Genomic DNA, 21,941 nt, shown 5'->3' on the forward strand with positions numbered 1-21,941 from the left:
GATAATCCCCTCGGCTAATCAGGAATTTCCCATGCGTAATACGTTCATCATTTGCTGGCAGTATTTACGCGCTTTCGCATTGATTTATCTCTGCCTGTTGGCAGGCAATGCGGTATCCGCGTTACTTCCGTTCACTATCCCCGGCAGTATCATCGGTATGCTGGTTTTGTTCACCCTGCTCTGTTCGCAGATCCTACCCGCACAGTGGGTGAAACCGGGCTGCCATCTTCTTATTCGCCATATGGCATTGTTATTCGTCCCCATTGGGGTCGGCGTTATGAATTATTACGATCTGGTCAGCCAACAGTTTGGCCCCATCGTCGTTTCCTGTCTGATCAGTACCTTTATAGTGATGTTGGTTGTCGGTTTTAGTACCCAGATTATGCAGCGTGAACGAGCCCTAGCCAGCGATCGCACGCCCCCGAAGGATAACGAATAATGTTCAGCTACTTATGGTGGTCATTGCCGCTTACTCTGCTGGTTTTTTTCGCCGCACGTAAGCTGGCCGTGCTGACCAAGCTTTCTCTGTTAAACCCGCTGTTAGTGTCAATGGCGATTATTATTCCGCTACTGCTGGTGTTGAAGATCCCCTACGAGCATTACTTTCAAGGCAGCAAAGTGCTTAACGATTTGCTGCAACCTGCCGTAGTCGCGCTGGCGTTTCCACTTTATGAACAGTTGCACCAAATTCGCGCCCGCTGGAAGTCGATCATCAGCGTATGCTTCATCGGTAGCCTGACAGCAATTATCTCTGGTACGCTGGTGGCGCTGTGGATGGGCGCATCGCCGGAAATAGCCGCCTCAATACTGCCAAAATCCGTCACTACACCTATTGCGATGGCGGTAGCCAGCTCCATCGGTGGCATTCCCGCTATCAGCGCCGTCTGCGTAATTTTTGTCGGCATCCTTGGTGCGGTCTTAGGCCACAGCCTGTTCGAGCGTGTGGGTATCAAAACCAAAGCGGCACGCGGGTTGTCGATGGGCACCGCCTCGCACGCACTCGGTACGGCGCGCTGCGCCGAAGTGGATTATCAGGAAGGGGCATTCAGTTCACTGGCACTGGTTATATGTGGGATCATTACCTCGCTGATTGCACCGCTGGTATTCCCCGTACTCTTGAACCTCATTGGCTGAATTTAGCGGGGACGGTGCCTATCACGCAGCGTCCTCACTATAAAATTGAGATACATCTCGCATTTAAGGATTAAGTTGCAGTCATTTCATTCAATAAAGAGATTTTGATCACAATTTATTGCTACTCTGCTTTCTAACATGACGTCATTGACGGGTAAAAAGAGTAAGCCGATATGCATCCACGATTCGAAAACGCCTTCCAGCAATTACCTGCCAACCTGCAAGCTGCGATCCGCCCATTGATCGATAAACCGGATTTCGCCGCGATGCTAACCGCTGATGACGTAGAGGCGGTCTGCAAGGCCAGTCAGTTAGACACCGATGCGTTAGCCTTTGTGCTATTACCTCTGGCGGCCGCCTGCGCACAAGCCTCCATCTCGCATTTTCAGGTTGGTGCGATTGCACAAGGACTCAGCGGGAATTTCTACTTTGGCGCGAACATGGAGTTCACCGCCGTTCAGCTTCAACAAACGGTTCACGCCGAACAAAGTGCCATCAGCCACGCCTGGCTACGCAATGAGCGTGGATTGCGAGCCGTGACGGTGAACTACACGCCATGTGGCCACTGCCGCCAGTTTATGAATGAATTGCGCAATGCGGCGTCGCTGCGTATTCAACTGCCGGGTCGCCAGCCTGCGGTGCTTAGCCATTATCTGCCCGATGCCTTTGGCCCCGTCGATCTGAACATCGATACCCTACTGATGGATGACATCAACCACGGCGCGACATTGCAGAATGTGAATGCGCTGGCGCGTCATGCACTGGATGCCGCTAACCGTAGCCACGCACCTTACAGCAAAGCGATCAGCGGCATTGCGCTAGAAACGACGAATGGCAACCTCTATACCGGTCGCTATGCAGAAAATGCGGCGTTCAACCCCAGCCTGCCGCCCTTACAGGCCGCGTTAAATCTGATGAATCTGGCAGGCGAAGCGCCTTGCACCATTGCACATGCCGCCGTCGTTGAACGCCGTAATGCTGCTGTCAGCCACTGGGCGATCTCACAAATCATGCTAGCCGAACTGGGTTGCACCGACGTTGAGCACCACTTTATTGAGGAATAAGGGTTGCGAGAAGCGCAAAAAATCAGCGACGCAAAGGTGAAAAAAGAGAGGTGAATCGATAAAGCCTGTATTTTGACTAATATGCAAGCCATCTGTAACTATTTTAATTAACATTTCCTGTACATATTTTCTGGGTAATTTAAGATTCGCAGCAGTTTCGCATCGACACCACCTGAGTTTCTTTTTTGCTATCCGAAGAGTAAAAAGCCATGGAATTAGAATACGAAAGCAAACGCCCTCTCTATATCCCCTACGCTGGTCCAATCTTGCTTGAATTCCCCTTGCTGAATAAAGGCAGCGCGTTTACCGAAGAAGAGCGTGCTGATTTTAACCTTGCAGGTCTATTGCCAGAAGCCGTTGAAACTATCGAAGAACAGGCAGAACGCGCCTGGCGCCAGTATCAGGAATTTAAACACGATATTGAAAAACACGTTTACCTGCGCAACATTCAGGACACCAACGAAACGCTGTTCTACCGTCTGTTGGACGGTCACCTCAGTGAGATGATGCCTATCATCTACACCCCGACCGTTGGTGAAGCCTGTGAGCACTTCTCTGATATCTATCGTCGCGCCCGCGGCCTGTTTATCTCCTACCCTAACCGCGCACATATCGACGATATGCTGCAAAACGCCACCAAGCAGAACGTAAAAGTCATCGTTGTCACCGACGGTGAACGTATTCTTGGTCTGGGCGATCAGGGTATCGGCGGGATGGGGATTCCAATCGGTAAGCTGTCGCTGTACACCGCCTGTGGTGGTATCAGCCCAGCCTATACCCTGCCAGTCGTTCTGGATGTCGGCACCAACAACCCACAGCGCTTGAACGATCCGCTGTATATGGGCTGGCGCCATCCGCGCATTACCGACGACGAATACTATGCCTTCGTTGACGAGTTCATTCAGGCCGTGAAACGCCGCTGGCCGAACGTGCTGTTGCAGTTTGAAGACTTCGCACAGAAAAATGCCACACCGTTGCTGAACCGCTATCGTGATGAGATCTGTAGCTTTAACGATGACATTCAGGGCACCGCCGCCGTCGCTATCGGCAGCCTGATTGCCGCTAGCCGCGCGGCAGGTACGCAGTTGCGCGATCAAACGGTCACCTTCCTGGGTGCAGGCTCCGCGGGCTGTGGTATCGCTGAGCAAATCGTCGCACAGATGAAATCCGAAGGGCTGAGCGAAGAAGAAGCACGTGCACGCGTCTTTATGGTTGACCGCTTCGGTCTGCTGACGGACAAACTGCCAAACCTGCTCGATTTCCAGAGCAAGCTGGTGCAGAAAAGTGAACTGCTGGCTGATTGGGATTGCAACAGCGACGCGATTTCACTACTGGAAGTGGTACGCAATGCCAAACCAACCATCCTGATCGGTGTATCCGGTCAGCCTGGCCTGTTCACGGAAGAAATCATTCGTGAGATGTACAAGCACTGCGCTCGCCCTATCGTGATGCCGCTGTCTAACCCAACATCTCGCGTGGAAGCGCGTCCAGAAGATATCATTCGCTGGACAGAAGGCTCAGCGCTGGTCGCAACCGGTAGCCCGTTCTCTCCGGTTAACTATCAGGATAAAGTCTTCCCTATCGCGCAGTGCAACAACTCCTATATTTTCCCAGGTATCGGATTAGGTGTACTGGCATCGGGTGCCAAGCGTATCACTGACGGTATGTTGATGGCTGCCAGCCGCGCGTTAGCTGACTGCTCGCCGCTGGCGAATAACGGCGAAGGCGCTCTGCTGCCGGATCTGTCCGATATCCAGCAGGTGTCCAAGCGCATCGCACTGGAAGTGGGTAAAGCCGCACAGTTGCAAGGCGTGGCCGTCGTCACCTCTGCTGATGCCTTACAGAAAGCGATTGACCATAACTTCTGGCAACCACAGTACCGCAGCTATAAACGCACGTCGTTCTAAGCGCTGACGGTTTTACTGCTGAAAAGCGCGGCACTCATTGTCGCGCTTTTTTTATTCAGCTTTTCAATTTCGGGTCGAGCGCGTCGCGCAGACCGTCGCCTAATAAATTAAACGCCAAGACCGTCAGAAATATCGCCAGACTCGGGAAGATGGCGACATGTGGTGCAATCACCATATCCGACCGCGCTTCATTCAGCATCGCCCCCCACTCAGGCATCGGCGGCTGGGCACCAAGCCCCAGAAATGACAGGCTAGCCGCAGTGATGATCGACATCCCAATCCGCATCGAGAAAAACACCACGATGGAAGACACCGAACCGGGCAAGATATGCCGGAAGAGGATCGTCCCGTCGCTGGCACCAATACTGCGAGCCGATTCGATATAGGTGAGCTGTTTCAGCACCAGCGTGTTGCCTCGCACCAGACGGGCGAAGGCTGGAATGCTGAAAATCGCCACAGCGACAATCACATTCGCCATCCCACTGCCCATAATCGCCACTACGGCAATCGCCAGCAATATTCCAGGGAAGGCAAACAGCACATCGCCTATGCGCATGATGATTCTGTCCGTCCATCCTTCGTAGTAGCCCGCCAACAGCCCCAGTGTCGTGCCGATAATCATCCCCACCAACACCGAGAGAATACCCGCCGCCAGCGAAATACGCGTCCCCATCAGGATTCGGCTGAAAATATCACGCCCTAATGAATCGACCCCCAACCAATGTGCCGCAGAGGGGCCTTCGTTCAGGCGTTCATAATCAAAATAGTTCTCGGCATCATAGGGCACCAGATACGGAGCCAGAAACGCACCCACAACCAGCAGCAGCACAAACAGACCAGCGGCAACCGCTACGCGTTGCCGAAGAAAGCGCCGCCAGAATTCACGCCATGGCGTACGAACCGGTTTATCCCTAATGACAGGGAGCGTCGCCAGCATAGCTTTACGTCGCCAGTGTCTCATTCCCTTTCCTTATTTATAACGAATGGCTGGATTAATCGCGGCATACAGCATGTCAACCAGCAGATTGATCAGAATAAACTCCAGTGAAAACAGCAACACTTCAGCCTGAATCACCGGATAGTCGCGCATCTCCACCGCATCCACCAACAACCGTCCCAAACCGGGCCAGTTGAACACTTTTTCGACGACTATGGAGCCACCGAGCAAAAAGCCAAATTGCAACCCCATCATGGTGACCACCGGAATCAGCGCATTACGCAGCCCGTGCTTCACGACCACCAGCGATTCTCGCACGCCTTTTGCCCGCGCCGTGCGCATGTAATCTTCCTGCAACACATCAACAAATGACGCTCGGGTAAAACGCGCCATCACCGCCGCGACTGCCGCACCTAACGTCAGGGAAGGCAAGATGTAGTGCAGCCAGGTATCCGCCCCCACCGTTGGTAGCCAGCCTAATTCGACGGAAAAAATCTGCATTAACAGCATGCCAAGTGCAAACGCAGGGAAAGAGAGACCTGATACCGCCAACGTCATGCCAATCCTATCTGGCCAGCCATTGCGCCATACGGCAGAGACGATGCCAATCGCCATGCCAAAAATCACCGCCCACGCCATGCTACACACCGTCAACCAAAAGGTCGGCATAAAGCGCATGGCGATCTCTTCCGTCACAGGCCGCTTCGACACGATCGACGTACCCAGATCCCCTTGCAGGATATTAGTGAAGAAGTGCCAGAACTGGTGCGGCAGCGGTTTATCCAAGCCCAAATCCTGCCGCACCATCTCGATAACGACGGCATCCGCTTCCCGCCCGGCGGCTAAACGCGCCGGATCGCCGGGTAACAGATGAACGAACAGGAACACCAGCACCATCACAATCAGGAGCGTGGGGATCAGCCCTAGTAGCCGTTTAATAAAATAATTCAGCATGAACAGTTTTCCACAGACATGCGTCAGACTCTCCTATGAGTGGACGAGTGTTGACCACTGCGGGTAGCTCCATGGCCACCCGACTCCCTGGTCATATTTTCGTGCTGGATTACTCCGTCAGATCGGCATCATCAAAGCTAAACAAGGTATCCGGCATCACATAGAATCCGGTCAGCTTCTTGCTATTAGCCGACACTAAGCGCTCTGTCGCCAGAAAAATCCACGGTGCATCCGCCCAGATTTTGTCCTGCGCATCCTTATACAGTTTCTGTTTTTCCGCTCGATCCGTCGTTTTCAGCGCATTGGCCAGATCTGCGTCAACCTGCGGGTTGCTGTAAAAAGCCGTGTTGAACTGCGCGGGTGGCCAGGAAGCGGTCGCAAACAGTGGCGACAGCGCCCAGTCCGCTTCTCCCGTCGATGCCGACCAGCCGGTATAGAACAGGCGAACGCCCGTTTCTTTCACGCCCTTGCCTTCGACTTCCGCGGCGCGTTGCCCCGCATCCATCGCGGTCACCTGCACTTTCACGCCAACCTGTGCCAGCTGTTGTTGCGTGAACTGCAAGACTTTCTGCGCCGTACTGTGGTTATGCGACGACCATAGCGTGGTGGTAAAACCGTCCGGGTAGCCTGCTTCTTTTAGTAGCTCGCGTGCCTTCGCTGGATCGTAAGGCCACGGCTGATATTTTACTGAATAATCAATGCTGCCCGGCAGTGGCCCTTCGGCTGGCGTCGCGTAGCCGGAGAACGCCACTTTAATCAGTGCCTCTTTGTTAATTGCGTAGTTCAGCGCCTGTCGTACTTTCGGGTTATCAAACGGTTTCTGCGTGACATTCATGCTGATGTAGCGATGCAGGATCGACGGTGACGCCACCAGCGCCAGCTTGTCATTTTTCTCCAACACCTTGGCCTGCTCGAACGGTATCGGATAAGCAAACTGCGCTTCGCCCGTTTGCAGCAGTGCAGCACGCGTGTTGTTATCCACTACCGGACGCCAGGTAATGCTGTCCAGCTTAGGCAACCCGGCTTTCCAGTAGCCGCTGAATTTCTCCACTTTGACAAAATCGGTCTGATTCCAGGCCACAAAGCGATATGGGCCGGTGCCAACCGGGTGAAAACCGATCTCCTTGCCGTACTGCTTTAATGCCGCTGGAGAGATCATGACTGCCGCCGGGTGCGCCAGATTGTTAACAAACGCCGAGAACGGCGTCTTCAGCATAATTTTCACTGTCAGATCGTCCACCACCTCGGTTTTGTCGATCATTTTGAACAGGTTATACCGCTTCAGACGACTCTCTGGGTTACTGGCACGATCCAGATTCACTTTGACAGCCGCGGCATTAAACGCTGACCCATCGTGAAATTTGACGCCAGGGTGCAGCTTGACGGTATACGCCAGGCCATCCGGGCTGACGTCGTAGCTGTCCGCCAGGACGTTTACCAGCTTCATCTCTTTATCGAAGCCAAAAAGTCCCTGATAGAATGACTTCGCCACCGTCTGCGATAGCGAATCGTTGGCATCATAGGGGTCCAGGCTGGTAAACGTGGAACCCACGGCGATAACCGCATCTTTAGCTGCCCAGACGGGTGAGGCTGCCATCGCTGCGGTTACCCCTGCGGCGACTAACCAGCGCCGTTTTATCGTCATTACGCTCATGCTACGTTCTCCTTGTGAATCCCTGTTAATAAGCACCGGCAATCGGATGGTGCGCAACAAAGTGTCGCTCACCAACCTGAACCAAAGGCGCCGTGATCGGTTCATCACCCATCCCTCGGATCGGACTGGGTATTTCATCAACCAGCAACACCTGCTCACGCTTACGGCGTGAGGGATCGGCAATCGGCACTGCCGACATCAGTTTGCGGGTATAAGGATGCCGAGGACGTTCAAACACGTCTTGCCGTGGACCGATCTCGACAATTTGCCCCATGTACATCACCGCTACACGATGGCTAATGCGTTCAACCACCGCCATATCATGTGAAATAAACAAAAATGCGATGCCAAACTCACGTTGCAACTCCAGCATCAGATTGATGATTTGCGCCTGAATCGACACGTCCAGCGCAGATACGGCCTCATCCGCAATCACCACTTTAGGGTTCAGCGCCAACGCTCTGGCGATACAAACGCGCTGACGCTGACCACCGGAAAATTCATGCGGATAGCGTCGGGCGTGTTCCGGCTCCAACCCTACGCGCGACAATAGCCATTCAACGCGTTTCTCCGCCTCCTGCCGACGGCAAATGTTGTGTACCAGCAGCGGTTCCATAATCGAGAACCCGACGGTTAGACGAGGGTCCAGAGACGCATAGGGGTCCTGAAAAATCAGTTGAATATCACGCCGCAAACGCTGTAATGCGGCACCTTTTAACTGATGGATGCGCTGGCCATTAAAGGTAATCTCGCCCTTCTGGCTTTCAACCAGTTGGAGCAACGCCCGGCCGGTTGTGGACTTGCCGCACCCCGATTCGCCAACCAGCGAAAGCGTTTCCCCCGGCCAGAGATCGAAGCTGACGTTTTCCACCGCATGCACCTGACGCGTCACACGGTTTAATAACCCGCTGCGAATTGGAAAACGCGTCACCAGATGGCTCACCTGTAAGATCGGCTCCGCATGCGCAGGAACCGTATCCTGCGGCACGCTGTCTGTGATAGGCATCGCGCGTCGATCCAGTAGCGGAAATTTTGCTGGGAAGGGTTGCCCGCGCATTGACCCTAATGCGGGTACTGCCGCCAACAATCCCTGCGTATACGGGTGCTGCGGCGCGGTAAAAATCTGCCCTACGCTTCCCGCTTCAACGCTTTCCCCACGGTGCATCACCAATACGCGCTCCGCGACTTCCGCCACCACCCCCATGTCGTGGGTGATAAAAATCACGGCCATGTCCATTTCACGCTGTAGCACACGGATAAGTTGCAGGATTTGCGCCTGAATGGTGACATCCAGCGCGGTCGTCGGTTCATCGGCAATGAGCAGCGACGGCTTACAGGAGAGCGCCATCGCAATCATGACGCGCTGACGCATTCCGCCAGAGAGTTGGTGAGGGTAGCGATCCAGCACATTACGCGCTTCCGGTATTCTGACCAGATCCAGCATGCGCAAGGTTTCTGCACGCGCAGCCTGCCGGTTCATACCTTGATGCAAACGAATCGACTCGGCTATCTGTTCGCCGACCGGGAAGACGGGATTGAGCGACGTCATCGGTTCCTGGAAAATCATCGCTAAATCCGCCCCGCGTAACGTTCGCATCACCCGCTGACGAGCGCCACGGAGATCCAGCACATCACCATCGCGACGACGAAAGAGCATATCCCCCTGGTGAATCACCCCACCTGCGTGTTCGACCAAACGCATCAGCGCCAGAGACGTCACCGATTTACCCGAACCCGACTCCCCGACGATAGCCAGCGTTTCGCCGCGATCGACAGAGAACGTCAAATTGCGTACCGCATCCGTCCGCTGTCCCTGTTGTTCGAAATAGACACTCAGATTGCGCACGTCCACCACCCGTTTTTCAGGCAAAATCAGCCCTGGAACAGGGGAAGACAGCGAGGCATAATGATCCTGTGTGAGCGACATGAACGGCGAATCTCCCTATAAATGCGGCTGGAATCAGCGCAACGCGGTCAGGAACAAATTATCAGCGGTTTTCGACTATATTTAGCGCAAGGTATGATGTAAAGCGGAAACTGAAATCAGGACAGTGAGAAATTTCTTTTTATAACATTAAGTTAATTATCATAAAGCGACGTAATAAAGCACGATATCTCCGGCAGATGCACTCATTTTTTCCCGAAATAGTGCGAATTGAAGAAAAAACATCTGCGCTGAATCCTGCCTATGTTGCCTAACCTCTAACGAGGATTCACACGCCAAAAGCCGGATTCCTTGACCTGCATACATTCACCCACGTTACGAACTCTGACATAATTAATAGTGGCATAAGAAACGGGTTTTCGCTCATGAACGGCATGCTGGCGGAACATTCCGTGCTACTGAAAAAAGCCATATGAATGAAACAGACTGTATTGATGAAAAACGGTGGAGTAAAGATGGAAAGCGTTAACGCAGGTTTACTGACTCTTGAACAAGCTCTGGAAAACATGTTTTCTCAGGTTCCTTCACTTACCGAAACAGAGCGCGTATCCCTGTTCGACGCCGCAGGACGGATCACCGCCCGTGCCATTGCTTCCCCGATTAACGTCCCGCCTTTTGCTAATTCCGCGATGGATGGCTATGCAGTGCGCTGCGCCGATGTGTCGATTGCCACACTGCTGCCGCTGGCAGGAAAAGCCTTCGCTGGCGCGCCTTTCACCGGTGAATGGCCTGCCGGAACCTGCATTCGTATCATGACCGGTGCGCCAATTCCCGCAGGAGCCGACGCCGTGATCATGCAGGAACAGGCTGACGTGAGTGAAGACGGCATCCGTTTCCCACATGAAGTCAAACCCGGTCAAAATATTCGTCTGGCAGGAGAAGATATTCAGGCGGGTGCCAGCGTGCTACCTGCGGGCTGCAAACTGGGCGTGGCGGAATTGCCGCTGCTGGCTTCGTTGGGGATTGCGCAGATTGACGTAGTACGTCGCCTGAAAGTCGCGGTGTTTTCAACCGGTGATGAACTGCAACCCGTCGGTAAACCACTGGAAGACGGCCAGATTTATGACACCAACCGTTTTGCCGTCCGTTTGATGCTTGAACAGCTAGGCTGCGACGTGCAAGATCTGGGCATCATCCGCGATGATCCAGACGCGCTGCGTGCCGCATTCCATGAGGCAGACCAGCGTGCCGATCTGGTGATTAGCAGCGGCGGCGTTTCCGTTGGCGAAGCGGATTATACCAAGCAAATGCTGGATGAACTGGGCGATATCCATTTCTGGAAGCTGGCGATCAAACCCGGTAAACCCTTCGCCTTCGGCAAGTTACAACACGCCTGGTTCTGCGGTCTGCCGGGGAATCCGGTGTCCGCCGCGCTGACATTCTATCAGTTGGTGCAACCGCTGCTGGCTCGCCTGTCTGGCTATACACAGTGGCACCAGCCGCCGCGAGTGCGCGTCAAAACCACCAGCGCGCTGAAAAAGACGCCGGGGCGCACCGATTTCCAGCGCGGCATTTTTAGTCGCAACGCGCAGGGTGAACTGGAAGTGAGAACCACCGGGCATCAGGGTTCACACGTTTTCAGCTCGTTCAGCCTCGGTAACTGTTTCATCGTGCTTGAGCAGGATCGTGGTCACGTCGCTGCTGGCGAATGGGTAGAAATCGAGCCCTTCAACGCCCTGCTGGGGCATTGAGTATGTTGCCGGAACTGAGCGATGAAGAAATGCTGCGCTACAATCGACAGATTGTACTGCGCGGCTTTGATTTTGACGGACAGGAAAAGCTCAAGGCTTCACGCCTGTTGATTGTCGGTTTGGGTGGATTGGGCTGTGCCGCCGCGCAGTACCTGGCTGCGGCGGGCGTCGGTCATTTGACGCTGCTGGATTTTGATACCGTCTCACTGTCTAACCTGCAACGTCAGGTTCTGCATCGCGATACCCGTATCGGGATGGCAAAAGTCGAATCAGCGCGTCTGACGTTATCCGACATGAATCCGCATCTTTCACTGGATGCCGTTGATGGCGATCTCAATGACGAGGCCTTGAAAGAACTGATCAACAAGCATGATGCCGTGTTGGACTGTACCGACAATGTCACCATCCGCGATCGCCTAAACCGCATTGGCTTTCAGCTCAAAAAACCGCTGATCTCCGGTGCCGCGATTCGGATGGAAGGCCAAATCAGCGTCTTTACCTACCAGCCCGATGAACCTTGCTACCATTGCCTCAGTCGTCTGTTCGGTGCCAATGCGCTAACGTGTGTCGAAGCCGGTGTGATGTCGCCGCTGGTGGGCACTATCGGAAGTTTGCAGGCGCTGGAGGCCATTAAGTTGCTCACCGGCTATGGCAAGCTGACTACCGGGCGTTTGCTGATGTTCGACGCAATGACGCTGCAATTTCGTGAAATAACACTGCCGAAAAACCCACACTGTGAAGTCTGCGGCGGCTAACGCGAAGCCGGAAAAGATGCCTATCCGGCACGATAAGCCATTGAACACAGGAAAGATCAGTGACACAGTGTAAAGGTTAGTCATCACGTAAACTGAGGAACACACCATGAGTAATGCTTTTTTGCAGTCAATCAAGGCCCGTCGTTCAATCTATGCCATCGGCAATAAACTACCGATATCAGAAGATCAGGTTACCGCGCTCATTACCGAAGCCGTTAATGAAAGCCCCTCCTCTTTTAATTCACAAAGCTCTCGCGTTGTCATTCTGTTTGGTGAGCAACACCACAAGCTGTGGGATATTGTTAAACAGCAACTGAAAAAAATTGTGCCTGCGGATGCGTTTGCCCCAACAGAAAGCAAACTAGCTTCCTTTGCTGCCGGTGCGGGAACCGTCCTGTTCTTTGAAGACACCGCAGTGATTGAAGCGCTACAGGAAAAATTTGCGCTTTATGCCGACAACTTCCCGGTCTGGTCTGAACATTCAACCGGTATCGCTCAGTTCGCCGTGTGGTCCACGCTGGCGCAGGAAAAAATCGGTGCCTCACTCCAACACTACAACCCGTTGATCGACAATGACGTCAAAGCGCAGTGGAGCCTGCCCGCCAGTTGGAAGCTACGTGCCCAAATGCCATTCGGTTCCGTTGAGCAACCCGCTGGTGAGAAAACCTATATCGCCTTTGAAGAGCGTTTTCGCGTATTTAAGTAATCCGCTGAATCACCGCTTATAAACAAACAGGGCACCGCATGGTGTCCTGTTTGTTTACGCGTTTTGAAAACGCGAAAAGAATAAGTAAGCCGACAGGAAGACGTTCACACGTTCTGAATACAAAAAATTGCGTTCCAGCAATCCGCTCTAATACTTCCATAATGTAACCACTATACTGAACGCTATGCATCAGCGATTCTCTCGTCCAATTGTGCTACACCGTCATTCCAGTAAAATGTTGCACCACAATTTTTAGGTGAAAATAGAGGTTTATTCACCTACCTCATAAATGATTCTCTGGGGAGATTATTTTGCAGACTGGATTCATTAATAATGCACGCTGGCTGGACAAAACACGCGCAATCATAATACTCGGCTCCATGCTGCTCGCCGCCTTTCTCGTTATCAGTTGGACCAGTTATGAAGTGGCTAAGGAATCGCTGGAAGAAGAAATCGAAGAAAATACCCTGCCGCTAACCAGTGATAACGTCTATTCGGAAATCCAACAAGATTTGCTAAAACCTATCTTTATTTCGTCGCTGATGGCACACGATACCTTTTTACGCGACTGGGTGCTGAAGGATGAAAGCGATCCGCAGGCCATGTTTCGCTACCTGCGAGAAATCGATCGTCGCTTCGATACCGTATTTTCGTTCTTCATTTCGGATAAAACCAAACGTTACTACGATCAGCAGCGCATCCTGAAAACCGTTTCAGAGAATTCGCCAGACGATCAATGGTATTTCCAGCACCGAACGCTATCGGACGAGATGCCTTATGCCATCGATATCTCATTCGATCCTGAGAATCACACACGTCTGGATATTCTTATTAATCACAAAGTCGTGGACTATGACGGCAATTTCATCGGTATTACCGGCGTAGGTATTCCCGTTGAACGCGTTAAACACCTCCTTGAAAAATATGAGCAACGCTATAACCGCACAATCTATTTCATTGATAAGGAAGGCAACATTACCTTACATGGAGAAAGCTACAGTCGACCGCTCAAGATTCAGCAGCAGCCGGGGCTAGGCAATATTGCTACCACGATCCTAACGGCTCCCGGTGGCGCTTATGAGTATCAATCAGACGGGGAGCATATTTTCCTTAATACCCGGCTCATCCCTGAATTCGGTTGGTATTTGATGGTAGAACAAACTAGCCACCCCAGTGAAAAGCGACTATTCGCCACGCTGCTAAAAAACCTGGGTATCAGTACGTTCGTCAGCGTCCTTTTCTTATTTCTGCTGTGGCTGACCATTGGTGGCTATCAACGTCGTCTGGAACAAATGGCGACCACGGATAAATTAACGGGCCTCATGAACCGTCAGGCATTTGATTATTTATTCCGTCGTCTCGGAACGAAAAATGCCTTACAACACAAATCACTTTCCATTCTTCTCATTGATATTGACCACTTCAAGAAAATCAATGACAAGTACGGCCACAACGTTGGGGATCTGGTTTTACAAGAAATTTCTGCACTCTTGTCAGCGAATACCCGCTCCAGCGATCAGCCCTGCCGTTGGGGAGGTGAAGAGTTCGTCATTCTACTCGACGATTGCGATATCAACGCCGCACAACAACGCGCCGAGGCACTACGCCAGAATATAGAAATAACGCACCTTCCCTACCGTGAAGGAGCCATTCAGGTGACGGTCAGCTGCGGTGTCGCGGAATATCGGGCAGGCGAGACGCTCAGTATGCTGATAAACCGCGCCGATATCGCGCTTTATCAAGCCAAACAGCAAGGGCGTAATCAGGTAGTGCGCGCAGAGTAACATGACTCGATTATCGATTTACTGTTTTAAAAAATAATGGGGAGGCACCTTGCCTCCCCATTATTTCATTACGATCGTCGTTAGGCTTTTTTAGCCATTAAATTCCATCGTCTTTTGTCTGCACCCAAAACGCATGCACCAAGCCAGGAAAATAGCCCAGCAACGTCAGAATAATATTCAGAATGAACGCCCCACCAATCCCTTTCCCCAATAACACGCCCAACGGTGGTAGAAGAATAGTCAGAACAATGCGCCAAAATCCCATATCAACCTCCGTAACGTGATAATTACTTATGAAAATAGTTCAGCATTTGGGATTTGTCAGCACTTGTCGAAATAATTGAGACTAATCTTCGCAGAGAAAATGAAAGGGCGTATTTCACGCAAACGATCGCTCCCCAAACGGCACCGTAATCCATCAAAGAATGGCTACGGTGCCGTTTATTCATGACAACGTCATCAGAAGGTAATATTGACCTTCGCCCAGTAGGTTCGGCCCGGTTCATTTACGGACGTGTTGGCCGAATAACCGAAACTGCTATTGCCAGCAAGGTTGAGATGTTCACTGTAGGTCGTGTTAAACACGTTATCGACACCCGTACTCAGTTTGACGTGTTGGTTAACGCGATATGCCGCATTGGCTGAGAAGATCGCAAAGCCAGAGCTATTATCAAAATCTTTCCCGACAACGTTACCTTCGTTAACCGCTACCCTATTTTGCTGACTCACCAGACGCAGTAAACCCGCGCTGCTCCAATTCCCTTTTTCCCACGATAATCCCAGGCGTGCTTCCAGCGGTGGAATTTGCGGCAGAGGCCTATGGTCATCAGTATTCTTCGCCCAGGAATACGCCAGACTGGCGTCCGTTTTCCAGCTATCCGTTAATTTATAGCTGAATCCCGTTTCGCCCCCCATAATGGTCGCATTAACATTATCCGCCTCGCTGACTCTGGCATTCATCGGATCATAGCGGAACAGGATAAAATCATTCACCCGTCCCACATAGGCAGAAACCCAACTGTTCAGACGCTGGCCGCTGTACTGTGCACCGATATCGAGCTGAGTCGTTTTCTCGGTTTTAACCTGATCGAATGCACTCTGCGTTCTGCCCGGCCCGTAAGTTGGCGAGAAAAGCTCCCAATAGTCAGGAAAGCGCTCGGTGTAACCAATGCCCGCATACAGCATTACTGGAGTATCCGCCAGCGTATGTTCGACACGGATAAAACCTGCTGGCAATGTATCATGCCGCTCGCTCGCGCTGGTGCCCGCATTATTCTCGACCTTGGTTTGATCAATACGCGTTCCCCCGATGACTTTACTCTGCCCAGAGGCCTGCCAGGTAAGTTCGCTGAAAACACCATAGGTGTTAAATTGCGCATCTTTCTTCCAGCCATCATTTCGCCAGCGACGATGCGTATTTGTCTGCATGTCCGCGCCGCTTTTCAGCTCATAATCTGCCCATATCCACGTTGCCATCATTCGTCCGCCAACCGTTTTTCTATCCAGTTGGCTGGCCATCGGCATCCCCATCATCCCCATGCCACTCGGTGAGCGCAGCGTGTAATTATCCATAACGTGATCGGCATAGTTGTAGTACGCACTCGCCTCAATCTTATCGAGTACATTCCCTATATTTGATTTTTCCGCGCGTATGCCCAAACTCTCACGCTTAAATTGCGAACCATCCATGCCACGCCCAGCGTAGCGCGCCTCCCCATCGCCTTTGCCAGCGGTCAGTTCCAACAAGGTGTCGCTGTCTGGCGTCCAACCGAGCGCCACATCCGCATTCCATTTATCCCATTTTGATGCCACACGTTTCCCATCGCCCTCTTTGTAATCGCCTGACTGTGATTTGTTACCAATAAGCCGAACATATCCCCCTTCATTCCCGAAGCTGACATCAGCATTTTCATCATGACGATCGTTTGACGCCGCCAACACGCTGGCGCTGCCCTGTATCCCTGATTTCTCGAAACGCGGCGGTGTCCGCTCAAATCGCACAGTTCCTGCTGAATTTCCTGCGCCCCAGAGCACGGTCTGCGGCCCTTTGGTAAAAGTTAACAGGTCATAACTTTCGGGGGAGATGTACGAACTCGGTGCATCCATGCGTGACGGACAAGCGCCCAACATCTCACCATTATTGGAAAGAATGCGCAGTCTCGATCCAAACATGCCACGGAAGACGGGATCGCCATTTGTTCCACCATTACGTATTTGCGAGAACCCCGGAATGGTTTTCAGATAATCCGAGCCATCGCTGGCTGGTACAGGCTGACGCGGCGTTTTTGGCGAAGTCACCAGCGTGAGCGGGGAAATTTCGGGGGCCGTCACCACCATCACAGCATCATCATTGAGCGTGGCGTGAGAAGCGGAATGATCGCGATCGCCCAGAGCCATCACAGGTAAAGAAGATAACGCCACCAACACCAAAGAAGCGGCGGGCGTATATGCCAATTCAATTTTTTTCATCGTGTTGCCTTACGGTTTCTTATGCCATAACGACGCACGGCAAAACACCTATGGAAGGATCACTCAACCATAGGGAGTACGCCGACGAATGTCGTTAATTAAAAAGATTCAAAACGAAGAAACCGGTTCAGGAGGTGCTCGAGCGCGCCGCGGAGAATAAGATCGGAATAACGTAGGACAAACAAAATCAAGGAAATATGTCGGTCTGTGAGCGGACAATAACAGCCAGAGCAACGGCAATACGATCGATAGAATAAGCGGTAAATGCACCAACAACTGACAGTATCCGCAGGCAATATCCTCCATCGGCGAAAGTCCGACGCTAGACATCATCAGATTATGCGGCGTACTGCCGTGATGGCATCCCGCATGTTCATGCGCGCCGTGATGATGCTGCGACGTAGGCATAGCGTGAGTTGGTGCCTGACAGGCTGATAACTGCACCCGTGATTTTGAAATCAAAGGGGCAATAAATAGCATCATCATAGAAAAAATGGCCAGCCAGGCTGTAACTCGTTTAACGCTCACGCCAGACAATTCGCTACCGTACCCCATTGATAAGATGGTCGAAGTGTATCGCACTCACCGCCGAATTGTTACATGTGGCTGAAAATTGCGCGAGGCCGTTCACGCAGCAACACGGCATTCCGTATAGCAAACAGAATCAACAGGATACGCTTGGCCTTTTCATTACGCGAAGCTAGTCACCTTTACAACTTTATCCTGAAAACGAAGCAAGGCATCGGCAGCTCGTTGCAAACCTTCTGCACTCGCCTTTTCATTACGCGATAATGCCCCATCAATACCTTCCTGAATTTTGGAGAACACGTTCATAGGCTGACGTGGTGAAGCGGGTGCGGTGCCGTCATAAACGACTTTAGACAACGCGGTAGGAGCCATGAAACCCAACAGTGATGACGATTCATCGAGGTCCATTTGCCCGTTTTGAATCAGGCTGTTTACAGTTTCATTCAACTCTTGTGGCGTCATATTCGTAAAATCGTATTTCTTAACCTCAGAAATAGAGCCAGAAGTGCGGTTTACACTCGCTTCCTGCGTTTTTCCCGCTAAAATGGCTGCAAACGAGGTTTGATTACCCGCCTGAGCTGCCAAGTTAGCGCTCGAAGCACGATGAGCCAAAAGGCCGTGTTCTCCCGTTCCAATTTTCATCTTTTTCCTTATTCCCTTTCAGTCGTTGTAAATATTCAATTCATCCGAGCAAACGGTATATCAACACGCCCAGTATAAGACTTTCGATAAAGATATCCCTATCCGATTGGTGGAATAGTGCGGCAAACCTCAATTTGCTCAAGTTTTAAGCGATAAAAAAAAGGAAATGGACCCTGCTCGTACCTTTATTGTACTTGTTTGGGGAAATGAAACGAGCCTTCGCAAAAGTGCCTTCCTTACTCAACGTATGTCCCCCTGAAATTGGACATATTACTGTGAAGTAGATGAATAACTGGCTTTTAAATTTACTCTTCAGGTAACATCTTTGCGTTTATGTACTATTGAAAAGGAATTGAAAATGAATAAGTTAACCCTATTTTCAGTAGGGCTGATGCTATCTTCCTCAGCTTTCTCCCTCCCCTCACCACAAGAGATGTTCAAAAGCATAGACTGGATTCCCGATAGCACTGTTCAGGTAGGAAAGAGCATTAATGTGCTTTACCGCATGGCAATGTACACGGGGGAAGTGAACGAATTATGGTTAAATGTGGACTGCGCGACGGATAAAAAGACGCTGTTATTCTCTACAATTAAAGCATCTACCAGATCTGATATTCGAGTCTATGGCGCAAGCTCAATCCTCCGTTACATTCCAGGCGTACCTTTTGAACCCGATGAAGACAGTTTGCTCAAGACAAAGCCCGAATTGGATGCCTGCCAGCAAGCTATTTCAGCCCCGAAATGGGCCGCGCTTCCCCTTAAAAATGACCAAAAAGATCAATATTTTTTTGACGTTAATAAGAGTAAGCGCGAAGGTGAAATACTTAAAGTACGTTTGGCAACCGATTATGCCTTAACCTATAAAGACAAAGAATATGCCGCGCCATATTCTATAAAGATTCAGGATATGATTCTGAACTGTAAAAACAATCAAGGTAAAGAGATAAGTAGTTATTCCATAGATAACCAAGGAAATATTACAGCTCACACGGCTACGGCAGATGCTAATTTCACCGACCTCGTTCCAGAAAAGGTTGAAATAGCAAAAAAACTTTGTGCCATTCGCGATATTAATCAATTTAAAAGCTCTGAAACCTTACTACTTCGCGAAAAAAAACCTGCCGATGATCAGCTAATTTTACCCAATTTTGAACAGAATGACCCTTCATACCTGCAAAGCTCCCCCCTTACCAAAGAAGTAGCGAATGTGGTTGAGGAAGCGTTAGTCAACACGCACCAGCTCCCTACTTTCCAGCAGTTGGTTTATAGTCAGGAATCACCCAATGAAAAAGAAATGAGTGTCAGCATGCATTCAGTAACGGTGATCGATCGTCAACCTGATGGGACAACATTGACTCTGGATAAATTAACGCTTGGTGATGTTCAATTTTATTCACAGCATCAGCGTTTATTTAATATAGTAGAATTTAAAAAATGGGACTCCATTTCTACATCACCGACTATCAGTAAAACGCTCAAAAATACATTTTCCATCCCCCCAAAAGAAGGGGCTGAATATCAATGGGAAAGCATGGGTAGTGACAAAAAAATCACTAGTCAGCAGTGTCGAGCTGATAAAAAATGGTCCGATGCTAAAGATATTAGTTCAGCGTTCACAGGACGCTATCTTGAAATCATTTGTACAGATAACCGTGGAGATGGCGTACCAATGAGCAGTGATTATGCCTATATCGAAGATTTAGGCATATTCGTGCGTATCGGTTACCAAGAATCAGGTAAGAAACAGCGCTTTACTTTCCGCGATGTTATTGTGAAATAACGCTCAAAAGTGAGAGTATTTGCCTCCTGATAAGGATGACTAAAGTCAGATTTAACAATGTGAATCTGACTTTAACAAATCAAAAAAACTCAATTTAAGCCACCGTTCTCCTTCAAAATCGCCATGATATTTGTGCTTATACGCTACGGCAGCAGATGGATCGTATAATACGCAGCGATGTACAGGATGAAACAGTTATTCGGTGGTTCAGTGATGCTACGGGACTACGATGATCAGGTTGCAAGGCCCTGACGAGGGTACGCTCCCAGAAAAAATGACGACGCGGTATGCCGGAAAGAATACACATGAGCAGAGAGGCGCTCTTTCGATAAGCGCGTTTGTCTAAAAAAACTACGCAGCATCTGCTTACAGAGGATAAATAATGAAAAAATTAGCCATTGTATGTTTTTTTTACTGCCCACGGTGCAAGCTGCGGCTTTAGACTGTAATAGCGCCAACACGCAGCTCGATATGAATCAATGCGCGGATCGGGCGTATAAAAAAGTGGATGATGAGCTTAATAAGCTTTATCAAGATGTCGTAAAACGGACAATTATTGAAGAACACAAGACACTGCTCAAGTCAGCCCAGAGAAAATGGATTACCTATCGCGATGCTGACTGTGAGTTTCAGACTTTCCCGACAACAGGGGGATCGGTGCATGGCATGCTGTATTCCCAGTGCCTGACGCAGAAAACCGCCGCACGCGTAAAAGAATTCGAAAGCATGCTACGTTGTAAAGAAGGGGATTTGAGCTGCCCGCTTTAAGTCGCTACCAAGTGTGGAAAGCGTCACAGACTAAACGCGTGCTAAGTGTTTGAATAGTGGTGGAGAGAGGGGGATTCTCCCCGGTAGCGTTGCCCTACTCCAGTTTTCGAGACGGGTTCGTTCAGCCGCTCCAGCATCTCTCCGTTTAAATAGTTGCCATGATGCCCGCTTTTGCGGCATTTTACAGCCATGTTATTTTAACAACACACGCCCTCGCCTTTAAATTCAAGTGACGACTTAACGAGCAATAACAATGATTAAATGGCCGTGGAAAAATACTCAACCTCAGGTGCAGACGCTTGAACACTGGCAAGCTGCGATTTCCATCCCACTTCTCGCGCCCTTAAGCGATGAAGAACTTCAGCAACTGGTTACTCTTGCCGAGCAGTTTCTGAAGCAAAAGCGCTTGATTCCGTTGCAGGAACTGGCGTTAACGGAAATCATGCAGCAGCGTATCGCCCTGTTATTTTCCCTACCGGTGTTGTCACTGGGAATGGATGCGTTGGATGGCTTCCACGAAGTTCTGGTTTACCCCGGCCCATTTATTGTCGAAGAAGAGTGGCAAGACGACATCGGACTCGTGCATACGGGGAAAATGGTACAGTCTGGGCAAAGCTGGGATCAGGGACCGATTGTCCTCAACTGGCAGGAAGTACAAGACTCTTTCGATCTTTCCGGTTTCAATCTCATCATTCATGAAGTAGCCCACAAGCTGGATATTCGCAGTAGCGGTGAAGCAACGGGCGTTCCCCTGATTCCACTGCGCGATATTGCTGCCTGGGAACAACATCTGCACGGCGCAATGGATGCCTTACAGGAAGAAATCGATCTGGTTGGGGAAGACGCCGCCAGCATGGCCCCCTACGCCGTCCACGATCCGGCAGAGTGTTTTGCCGTACTATCAGAATATTTCTTCAGCGCTCCCGAACTTCTTGAAGAACGCTTCCCGGATCTGTACCGCTGCTTCCAAAAATTCTATCGCCAAGATCCACTCGTTCGGCTAAAAAACTGGCAAAACAGCACCAATTATCATGCCCCATCGATTTACTAACTCATAAAAAAACGGCGAATTGTACATAGCCTAAACAGTCAAACGATAAAGCTGATTTTGCCGTTGACAGCACCGCAGGTGGCGGATATCATGCGCCCCGTTCACACGATTCCTCTGTAGTTCAGTCGGTAGAACGGCGGACTGTTAATCCGTATGTCACTGGTTCGAGTCC

The 21,941-nt window shown here is 50.8% G+C and carries 19 protein-coding genes; 11 read left to right on the top strand and 8 right to left on the bottom strand.

The window, feature by feature from the left end:
* Window positions 1-31: 31 nt before the first annotated feature.
* From A6301_RS17640 to A6301_RS17655, 4 genes are all read left to right on the top strand, one after another.
* Window positions 32-439, top strand: coding sequence for a CidA/LrgA family protein (locus A6301_RS17640; RefSeq protein WP_107167902.1), 408 nt, complete (start codon window positions 32-34; stop codon window positions 437-439).
* Window positions 439-1,134 (top strand): CidB/LrgB family autolysis modulator, encoded by a 696-nt coding sequence (locus tag A6301_RS17645; protein ID WP_107167901.1) that lies wholly within the window; start codon window positions 439-441, stop codon window positions 1,132-1,134. Before A6301_RS17640 ends, A6301_RS17645 begins: the two co-directional genes overlap by 1 nt.
* A 173-nt stretch (window positions 1,135-1,307) precedes the next feature.
* A complete protein-coding gene (cdd, locus tag A6301_RS17650) occupies window positions 1,308-2,198 on the top strand; it encodes a cytidine deaminase (RefSeq protein ID WP_234258374.1) in 891 nt (296 codons plus the stop codon).
* A 209-nt stretch (window positions 2,199-2,407) separates the two neighbouring features.
* A complete protein-coding gene (locus A6301_RS17655; protein WP_107167899.1) occupies window positions 2,408-4,105 on the top strand; it encodes an NAD-dependent malic enzyme in 1,698 nt (565 codons plus the stop codon).
* Between the two features lie 55 nt (window positions 4,106-4,160).
* On the opposite strand, the gene gsiD is transcribed toward A6301_RS17655, so the two are convergent.
* The 4 genes from gsiD to A6301_RS17675 all read right to left on the bottom strand — a co-directional run bounded on the left by gsiD (window position 4,161) and on the right by A6301_RS17675 (window position 9,577).
* A complete protein-coding gene (gene gsiD, locus A6301_RS17660) occupies window positions 4,161-5,066 on the bottom strand; it encodes a glutathione ABC transporter permease GsiD (RefSeq protein WP_234258375.1) in 906 nt (301 codons plus the stop codon).
* Window positions 5,067-5,075: 9 nt separating this feature from the next.
* Entirely contained in the window at window positions 5,076-5,996 is a 921-nt protein-coding gene (gene gsiC, locus A6301_RS17665; protein ID WP_234258376.1) for a glutathione ABC transporter permease GsiC, read from the bottom strand.
* Between the two features lie 109 nt (window positions 5,997-6,105).
* On the bottom strand, window positions 6,106-7,650 hold the full coding sequence (gene gsiB, locus A6301_RS17670) for a glutathione ABC transporter substrate-binding protein GsiB (protein WP_234258377.1): 1,545 nt from the start codon (window positions 7,648-7,650) through the stop codon (window positions 6,106-6,108).
* Between the two features lie 25 nt (window positions 7,651-7,675).
* Window positions 7,676-9,577, bottom strand: coding sequence for a dipeptide ABC transporter ATP-binding protein (locus A6301_RS17675; protein ID WP_234258378.1), 1,902 nt, complete (start codon window positions 9,575-9,577; stop codon window positions 7,676-7,678).
* Window positions 9,578-10,050: 473 nt separating this feature from the next.
* On the opposite strand from A6301_RS17675, the gene moeA reads away from it, so the two are divergent.
* The 4 genes from moeA (at window position 10,051) to A6301_RS17695 (ending at window position 14,531) form a co-directional block, all read left to right on the top strand.
* A complete protein-coding gene (gene moeA / locus A6301_RS17680) occupies window positions 10,051-11,286 on the top strand; it encodes a molybdopterin molybdotransferase MoeA (protein ID WP_234258379.1) in 1,236 nt (411 codons plus the stop codon).
* A gap of 2 nt (window positions 11,287-11,288) precedes the next feature.
* Window positions 11,289-12,041 carry a molybdopterin-synthase adenylyltransferase MoeB gene (gene moeB / locus A6301_RS17685; protein WP_234258380.1) on the top strand — a complete coding sequence of 251 codons (753 nt, stop codon included), beginning with the start codon at window positions 11,289-11,291 and terminating at the stop codon, window positions 12,039-12,041.
* Between the two features lie 106 nt (window positions 12,042-12,147).
* Window positions 12,148-12,747 carry a nitroreductase family protein gene (locus A6301_RS17690; protein ID WP_107167893.1) on the top strand — a complete coding sequence of 200 codons (600 nt, stop codon included), beginning with the start codon at window positions 12,148-12,150 and terminating at the stop codon, window positions 12,745-12,747.
* A 311-nt stretch (window positions 12,748-13,058) separates the two neighbouring features.
* Window positions 13,059-14,531 (top strand): sensor domain-containing diguanylate cyclase, encoded by a 1,473-nt coding sequence (locus A6301_RS17695; protein ID WP_234258381.1) that lies wholly within the window; start codon window positions 13,059-13,061, stop codon window positions 14,529-14,531.
* Between the two features lie 97 nt (window positions 14,532-14,628).
* Here A6301_RS17695 and A6301_RS17700 read toward each other — a convergent pair whose 3' ends face one another.
* The 4 genes from A6301_RS17700 to A6301_RS17715 form a co-directional block, all read right to left on the bottom strand.
* Window positions 14,629-14,796: a YqaE/Pmp3 family membrane protein gene (locus tag A6301_RS17700; protein ID WP_010280855.1), complete on the bottom strand. Its 168-nt coding sequence runs from the start codon at window positions 14,794-14,796 to the stop codon at window positions 14,629-14,631.
* Between the two features lie 194 nt (window positions 14,797-14,990).
* On the bottom strand, window positions 14,991-17,000 hold the full coding sequence (locus A6301_RS17705; protein WP_234258382.1) for a TonB-dependent copper receptor: 2,010 nt from the start codon (window positions 16,998-17,000) through the stop codon (window positions 14,991-14,993).
* Window positions 17,001-17,108: 108 nt separating this feature from the next.
* A complete protein-coding gene (locus tag A6301_RS17710) occupies window positions 17,109-17,555 on the bottom strand; it encodes a DUF2946 domain-containing protein (RefSeq protein ID WP_205543312.1) in 447 nt (148 codons plus the stop codon).
* Between the two features lie 135 nt (window positions 17,556-17,690).
* Window positions 17,691-18,170 (bottom strand): hypothetical protein, encoded by a 480-nt coding sequence (locus tag A6301_RS17715; protein WP_205541931.1) that lies wholly within the window; start codon window positions 18,168-18,170, stop codon window positions 17,691-17,693.
* 358 nt (window positions 18,171-18,528) lie between these two features.
* Here A6301_RS17715 and A6301_RS17720 point away from each other — a divergent pair, with 358 nt between their 5' ends.
* The 3 genes from A6301_RS17720 (at window position 18,529) to mtfA (ending at window position 21,769) form a co-directional block, all read left to right on the top strand.
* Window positions 18,529-19,950, top strand: coding sequence for a hypothetical protein (locus tag A6301_RS17720; RefSeq protein WP_234258383.1), 1,422 nt, complete (start codon window positions 18,529-18,531; stop codon window positions 19,948-19,950).
* A gap of 402 nt (window positions 19,951-20,352) precedes the next feature.
* Entirely contained in the window at window positions 20,353-20,718 is a 366-nt protein-coding gene (locus A6301_RS17725) for a lysozyme inhibitor LprI family protein (protein WP_234258384.1), read from the top strand.
* 253 nt (window positions 20,719-20,971) lie between these two features.
* Window positions 20,972-21,769: a DgsA anti-repressor MtfA gene (gene mtfA, locus A6301_RS17730; RefSeq protein WP_234258385.1), complete on the top strand. Its 798-nt coding sequence runs from the start codon at window positions 20,972-20,974 to the stop codon at window positions 21,767-21,769.
* Window positions 21,770-21,941 lie beyond the last annotated feature (172 nt).

The organism is Pectobacterium sp. IFB5596 (assembly GCF_021432585.1).
GTDB lineage: Bacteria > Pseudomonadota > Gammaproteobacteria > Enterobacterales > Enterobacteriaceae > Pectobacterium > Pectobacterium punjabense.